The 1,585-nt window shown below is 46.6% G+C and carries 1 protein-coding gene; it reads right to left on the reverse strand.

Annotation, left to right across the window (positions count from 1 at the left end; genetic code table 11):
- Positions 1–319 precede the first annotated feature (319 nt).
- The gene (locus NO989_RS21745) at positions 320–1,474 is read right to left on the reverse strand and encodes an IS110 family transposase (protein ID WP_061439346.1); all 1,155 of its coding nucleotides are present in this window, start codon (positions 1,472–1,474) and stop codon (positions 320–322) included.
- Between the last annotated feature and the right edge of the window lie 111 nt (positions 1,475–1,585).

Here is a 1,585-nt window from a genome sequence, read left to right on the forward strand (position 1 = left end):
GTTGGTATGACTCCCTTTGTCAACCCTGAACGAGCGCTTCCCTGACACTCTTTCAGCCCATAATTAGCTTTGTTTTTCGCTCATAATAAATGAACTAACGCACCGGGTGAGGCAGTAATGTCGTCGGTTAGTATGCTGGTATTCGTAGGTTACTCATTCGTTGAATGAGCAGAGCTGACCTTACATGTTCCGCCGTAGCACCTTCTCATCAGTCTAGGCTCGTGGATCAATCATGATTAAGTGATTGCCATCATAACGCCCTCGTAGGTTGTGCCACATTCCGCGGCCTGATCCGAATGCGTTAGCTCAAACTCGTTTATCATGCAGGTACTCGGCTCAGCCTTAGTTTTGGATTAACCGGTGTAAGTACCACTTCTTTTGCGATAGCCCAGATATATGCGGCCATTTCTCTGGCTATCGCGGTAATGATTAAATTGTAGTGTTTACCCTTTTTACTCATGCGCTGATAGCGTTTGCACAAACGCAGCTGAGCTTTCCAGGCGATATCAACAATGTCTTTGGATAAACCTTCTTGCCTTAACTGTAATTCGGTAGAGACATTCGCTGGATACCGGTAGCTATGCGCTCCTTCAATCAGTAAACGCCTTGCTCTGCCGTTGCCGGCTTTGGTAATGGCTCCTAAGTGTCGCTTTCCACCTGATGATTGTTCACTGGGAACTAAGCCCAGATAAGCCATGAGCTTTCTTGGGTGGTCGAAGCGATGTAGATCACCGAGTTCCGCCACAACACCAACGGCGACTAATAATCGAACACCGCGCATCGCTTGAATGGCTTTCACTACTGGATAATAACGCCATTGATGAACGTGGTGAGTTAATTCATTATCTAGCCTTTCCAGTCGACGGATGCGCTCTTCTATGGTTTGCAATTGTTCCTGCAAAACTATTTGCTGCGCCGGATGAGGCAATATCAATTCTGTAAGCCAGCGAAGGTGCTTCTTCGACCAGTTAGCAGTGCCTTCATAGCGTATGTTGCTGCGAAGCAGTAACGCTTTAAGCTGGTACTTGGCTTCCTTTAAATCCTTCATTGCGGCTTCTCGAGCTCGAGATAAATCCCGTACAGCTTCGTCCTCCGGCTCTGGTACATAGATGGGGGTAAGGTCTTCAGACTTTAGTGACCTAACGAGCTTAAGGGCATCCCGTCGGTCGGTTTTAATTCGCTCTCCTGGCTTTTTTGGAATAAGAGACGGTGCCACAACATAGCAACAATGCCCCAAGCTCGTTATCAGCCGATAAATCCAATAACCACACGGTCCTGCTTCATAAACCACGTGCAGTGTCGAGCCGGGATATTTAGATTCAAACTGACGTAGCAGCTTTTTGACACTGACTTTGGAAGAAGAGATACGGCCATAATGAACCGGACTCGCCCCACGCTGTTCCTCACAATAAGCAACCTCATGAAACTCTTTATGCGTATCCAACCCTATAAAAATCATGCTATGTTTGTTCATGCTAGCCTCCAAATTGATTTAGTATTGAACAAACTAATTATGGCTCTGGCTGAAAAGTTAACCCACGAAAATGCGGGGGCTAGCACTTTTACAGGGAGTCATTGTGTCTAG

The sequence above is a fragment of the Alteromonas sp. DY56-G5 genome, from assembly GCF_041414725.1.
GTDB lineage: Bacteria > Pseudomonadota > Gammaproteobacteria > Enterobacterales > Alteromonadaceae > Alteromonas > Alteromonas macleodii.